The sequence below is a fragment of the Flavobacterium sp. genome (assembly GCF_035760125.1).
GTDB lineage: Bacteria > Bacteroidota > Bacteroidia > Flavobacteriales > Flavobacteriaceae > Flavobacterium.
The window spans coordinates 1-5,507 of the sequence record NZ_DASTTN010000178.1; the positions used below are offsets into that span (position 1 = coordinate 1).

Genomic DNA, 5,507 nt, shown 5'->3' on the forward strand with positions numbered 1-5,507 from the left:
TATAGCCGGTTTTTTTGAGGTAGGTTTTGCTACTTGTTTGGGCAAAGCCAAAGAGACTTCGGGTATGACCTCGACTTTGTGGATGATTGGTTTCTTTATTTCACTTTCTATCAGTATGACTCTATTATACAAAGCTTCCCAAACTTTGCCAATTGGTACCGCTTATGCTGTATGGACAGGAATTGGAGCTGTTGGAACTGTTCTGGTTGGTATTTTCATATTCAAAGAACCTGCTACTTTTTGGAGACTTTTTTTCTTATTTACTTTGATATCGTCTATAATCGGATTGAAATTTGTATCAGCACATTAATAGTGTTGCGCTCTTTTTAATCATTTCAAATTAAATCTAAAATGGATAACGTACAAGAAAACAATAACATCATATATGTATTGCTGGTAATTATTTTGGTATTTATCGGGTTGCTTTGTTATCTTGTATATAGATTGATAGAATCCGGCAAAGCCAAAAAGAGTGTCGAAGAGAAATTTGATTTGCTTGAAATGAAAGTAAATAATCTGCAGTTGGAAACATTGGAATCCAAACTCAATCCTCATCTTTTTAAAAATATTTTGAACTCGATTCAATCGCATGCATACCAAACGTATTTTGCTTTAGATAAATTGGCTAATGTTTTGGATTATATTTTGTACGAAAGCCAAAAGAAGTTTGTTTCGCCAAAAGAAGAAATTCAGTTTGCATTAAATCTGATTGAAATTAATAAAATTAAAGTCAGTCCGCTTTTTGAATTGAAAGTGAAAACTAAGATTAATGAAGGAGAAAAGCTGTATGAGCAAAATCTCCTGGCACCGTTGATTTCGATTGATTTAATTGAAAATGCCTTTAAACATGCGGATTTGCAAAGTGCCGATGCCTTTATTTCAATACTATTTGAATTTAAGGATAATTGTTTCTATTTGACGGTTTCCAATAAAATTTCAGAGAAGAAAGCATTAAAAAAAGAAAGAAGCGGAATTGGTGCCACGACATTGGAACAACGATTGAAAATTATATACAAAAATCAGTTCAAATTGGATAAATTTGTCGAAAATGACATTTATATTGCTCATTTAAAAATCAATCTGCTTGAATACAAAAATCAAATGTTTACTGCTTGATGATGAATTGCCGGGTTTGACTTACCTGAAAATGCTATGTGAGCAAATTCCAGAATTAGAAATCATAAAATCGTTTAACGATCCACAAAAATTACTGGAAGAGATTCCTAAGCTCGATTTTGATTTGTGTATTTCTGATATTGAAATGCCAGGAATCGATGGGCTGACTTTGGCTAATTTGCTCCAAAATAAATTAGTAATTTTTACCACGGCATACAAAAATTATGCTGCTGAAGCTTTCAACATAGATGCAGTTGATTACATCACTAAGCCAGTTACCAAAGAACGTTTGGAAAGGGCTGTCGCCAAAGCTTTGGAACGATTCCAAAAGCTTGACAGTTCAAAGAAATTTATTAATTTGAATACTGATAAAGGAAAAACGTTGCTGTATTTTGACCAGATTCAATATATCAAAACGGCATCGGTCGATAGTAGGGACAAAGAAGTGTATTTGGCAGATGGTAGTGTTTTAATTCTTAAAAACATCAATTTCGGCTCGTTATTAAATCAGCTACCCAATACTGATTTTTGCAGAGTGAATAAAAAAGAAATTATCGCAATATCGGCGGTTCAGTTTTTCAATCATAATGAAATTTCACTCTCTTTTCATGAAAAAAGCGGCAAGCCAATCGTGTTAGTTTTGAGCGATACCTATAAAAATGATTTTTTGACGAAAGTGAAAATCTAACTTATTACAAAGTTTTGCACTCTTGTTACATTGACTTAAAATTAGATTGAAATTCATTTTATACCTCCCAAATCAGTTCTCATATTTGCATGAAAATTTAAATTAATTTTAAAAGAGTGTCGTATGAAGAATATTAAAAATTCTTTTTTTTATTTGAGCATTATAGGAGGATTTTCGGCTTTGATTTATTGGATTATTCTAAAAGGGAAAATGCTGGAATCCGGACGAAATATTGTTTCTCATCATATAGAAAATGGACATTGGAATGATTTTTTAACGTCAATGACGCAAAATTTGCAACATCCTTTAGCTATTCTTTTAGCTCAAATTATAACGATTATTTTGGTCGCCCGTTTTTTTGGTTGGGTTTGCAGAAAAATTGGACAACCAACCGTAATAGGTGAAATGATTGCAGGTATTGTTTTAGGACCATCTTTAATCGGGATGTATTTTCCTGAATTTTCGGCAATGCTGTTTCCAAAGGATTCGTTGGGTAATCTTCAGTTTTTGAGTCAAATAGGATTAATCCTTTTTATGTTTGTTATAGGAATGGAACTCGATTTGAAAGCACTCAAAAATAAAGCACATGATGCCGTAGTTATCAGTCACGCCAGTATCATAATTCCTTTTGCACTAGGTTTGGGTTTAGCTTATTTTATTTATCATTCTTTTGCTCCAGAAGGGGTTGAGTTTATTTCTTTTGGATTGTTTTTGGGAATTGCAATGAGTATTACTGCTTTTCCGGTTTTGGCTGGGATAGTTCGTGAACGTGGGATTCACAAGACAAAATTAGGGGCAATCGTTATTACCTGTGCCGCTGCCGATGATATTACTGCATGGTGCATTTTGGCGGCAGTAATTGCTATTGTAAAAGCGGGTTCGTTTACCAGTTCACTATATGTTATAGCTTTGGCTGTATTCTATGTAATGCTGATGTTGAAAGTGGTTCGTCCTTTTCTAAAAAAAGTTGGCGATTTGAGTTCAACAAGGGAAAGTTTGAGTAAGCCAGTTGTTGCTATTTTCTTTTTGACTTTATTGCTCTCTTCTTATGTTTCGGAATTGATAGGGATTCATGCTTTGTTTGGAGCCTTCTTGGCTGGGGCAATCATGCCGGAAAATAATAAATTCCGTTCTATTTTTATCGAAAAAATTGAAGATGTTTCAGTGGTTGTCTTACTTCCTTTATTCTTTGTTTTTACAGGTTTAAGAACTCAAATAGGATTGATTGATGATCCACATTTATGGAAAATTACGGGAGTAATTATTTTGGTTGCAGTAGCGGGAAAATTTTTTGGGAGTGCTATTGCCGCAAAGTTTGTCGGACATAGCTGGAAGGATAGTTTGTCTATAGGAACATTAATGAATACTCGAGGCTTGATGGAATTGGTCGTGCTGAATATTGGGTATGATCTAGGTGTTTTGTCAACCCAAATTTTTACGATGATGGTAATTATGGCTTTGGTGACAACCTTTATGACCGGACCGGCTTTGGATTTAATAAACTATATTTTTAGAGACAAACCGACTATTATCCCTGAAGAAATAAGCAATAAAGGAAAATACAAAATCCTGATTTCTTTTGCATCGACCGAAAAAGGGAAAACGTTACTCAAAATAGCCAACAGTCTGGTTAAGAAACAAGGAGGGAATACCATTGTGACTGCGATGCATTTGTCGTTAAGTTCAGAGTTGCATTCCTTTGATGTCAAAGACCATGAAAAGGAAGTCTTTTTGCCCGTTATTTCCGAATCTGAAAATTTGAATCAAAAAATAGTCACTCTTTTTAAAGTTTCCAATGATATTGATTCTGATATTACGGATACGGCCAATAATGGTGATTATGATTTGTTGTTGGTAGGTCTGGGACAATCTATTTTTGAAGGAACGTTACTTGGAAAAGTACTTGGTTTTACAACGCGAATTATCAATCCTGACCGTTTGATTGATAAAATTACGGGTAAAGAAGGCTTATTCGAAAATTCTCCTTTTGATGAAAGTACAAGGCAAATTATCGCTAATAGCAAAATGCCAGTCGGAATTCTTGTCGATAAAGAGTTGGATGAAATCAATCGGGTTTTTATGCCAATTTTCTCTAAAGAAGACGGTTTTTTGATAGAATTTGCCCAAAAATTGATACATAATAATGGTTCGCAAATTACTGTTTTGGATGCAGACGATCAAGTAAAAAACAGTAGAGGAATTCAGGAATCTGTCCGCTCGATTGAACAAATAGCACCCAATCATATTATGATGATGCAAGAAAGAACAATTAAGAAAGAATTTTTGGAGCAGCAGGATTTAATGATTATTAGCCTTGAAAGCTGGAAAAAACTGATTGATTCTCACAGTACCTGGCTCAATAATACACCTTCGGTATTGATTATTAAGCCCTAGTTTTTTTGTAAAGGTTCTAAAGTTTTTGGCAAAATCTTTAGAACCTTTTTTTTAAATGCCCAAGTCGAGTATGAAAGTCAATTTTACAGCAATATTGTCTTTGAAGTTGCTTAAGTGGTTTGGTCCATAGCGGTAATAACCACCGAGTCCTAATCCGTTGAAGATTTTGTTGAGCTCAATACCCGATTCAAAGAAGCCCTTATTCAAGGTTTTAAAGGGAAGACCTATGTGATTTTCTGGATTTTTCATATTCCCCCAAGCCATTCGGGTGACAAAATCAAGTGAAGGTTTTAGTTTATTGAAAATATAAATTCGATTAAAACCATGTTTGAACTGAAAAGACATGTGTTCACTGGAGAAAAATTCATTGAAATACATGGTTTCAAAACTGTTTTTACCCGCAAATGTGATTCTCTTAAATATTGTTTCCTTGTTTAAATTATTTGGAGTGTTGCTGTATAATTGAGGGAGTGGAAGGTCGCCAAAGGCACGCCCAGCCTCAAACAGTAAAAAAGTGCGTTGCCCATTTAAATACTTGATTTGGTAATCAGCTTTGAAATCAATTTTGGTATAAGTAAAATCATTATTCAAAACACCTGGAAGCGATTGAGTGAGCTGAAGAGTAAATTTGGGGAACCTTTTTTCGGTTTCGATTCTTCCTGTTGGGGTTTGCATATAATCACTGTAAGGACTCCATTTTAAAGAGATTGTAGCCGTAGTCATTGTGTAAGTAGTGTATGACTTGCCATTTAGATTGTAAGTGTAATTGAATTGGGGTGTCACAAAAGTATTGGCTAGTGCAAAAACACTTTCCACTTTTGGAATAATTTTGGACTCTAATGCAATTTTCCAATGCTCATATCTATAAAACGTGTTAAAATTTATCGAACGCGGATCATAGATTTTGAATGCTTTTTTTTCGACAACATAGTCGGTACTTGCGATGTCTCTAAGGTCATCGGTATAGCTTATTCCAACCCAAGTATTGGAGAATTTATCTATTCTGGCACCAATTCCTAAATTGTATTTGAAATTATAGTCTCTAAGTCCATAAGCGGAGTAGCCTTCGAGTCGGTATTTTTTGGAAAAAAAATCATTAGTTATACCGCCAATTCCCAATCGTAATCCCTCATAATTATTGTAGCTTAATATTTTGCGTAAATCAAAATCCCAAATCTTAAGAGGGAGGTATCCGGTTAAGATTTTACGACCAAAATTCAGTCTGCTTTCTATTCTTTTTTTTATCGAGATACTGTCTAATGATAGATAGGTTTTCTCACTTCGGCTATCCAAACTGTCTTTTCGGTAT

The 5,507-nt window shown here is 34.3% G+C and carries 5 protein-coding genes; 4 read left to right on the forward strand and 1 reads right to left on the reverse strand.

Annotated elements, in window-relative coordinates; all coding sequences use genetic code 11:
- Position 1 precedes the first annotated feature (1 nt).
- The 4 genes from VFS71_RS06790 (at position 2) to VFS71_RS06805 (ending at position 4,198) form a co-directional block, all read left to right on the forward strand.
- Positions 2-310 carry a multidrug efflux SMR transporter gene (locus VFS71_RS06790; protein WP_326400168.1) on the forward strand — a complete coding sequence of 103 codons (309 nt, stop codon included), beginning with the start codon at positions 2-4 and terminating at the stop codon, positions 308-310.
- A gap of 41 nt (positions 311-351) precedes the next feature.
- Positions 352-1,116, forward strand: a complete 765-nt coding sequence (locus VFS71_RS06795; RefSeq protein WP_326400169.1) for a sensor histidine kinase — start codon at positions 352-354, stop codon at positions 1,114-1,116.
- Positions 1,085-1,804 carry a LytR/AlgR family response regulator transcription factor gene (locus VFS71_RS06800; protein WP_326400170.1) on the forward strand — a complete coding sequence of 240 codons (720 nt, stop codon included), beginning with the start codon at positions 1,085-1,087 and terminating at the stop codon, positions 1,802-1,804. The genes VFS71_RS06795 and VFS71_RS06800 overlap by 32 nt, the downstream gene beginning before the upstream one ends.
- A gap of 123 nt (positions 1,805-1,927) precedes the next feature.
- Positions 1,928-4,198, forward strand: a complete 2,271-nt coding sequence (locus VFS71_RS06805) for a cation:proton antiporter (RefSeq protein ID WP_326400171.1) — start codon at positions 1,928-1,930, stop codon at positions 4,196-4,198.
- Positions 4,199-4,249: 51 nt separating this feature from the next.
- Here the strand turns inward: VFS71_RS06805 and VFS71_RS06810 are convergent.
- The coding region (locus tag VFS71_RS06810; RefSeq protein ID WP_326400172.1) for a DUF5686 family protein at positions 4,250-5,507 on the reverse strand (1,258 nt) is incomplete at its 5' end.

Bases quoted from the DNA above. Each gene is read 5' to 3' on its own strand.
- VFS71_RS06795 (WP_326400169.1), top strand. From the start codon at position 352: ATGGATAACGTACAAGAAAACAATAACATCATATATGTATTGCTGGTA.
- VFS71_RS06805 (WP_326400171.1), top strand. From the start codon at position 1,928: ATGAAGAATATTAAAAATTCTTTTTTTTATTTGAGCATTATAGGAGGA.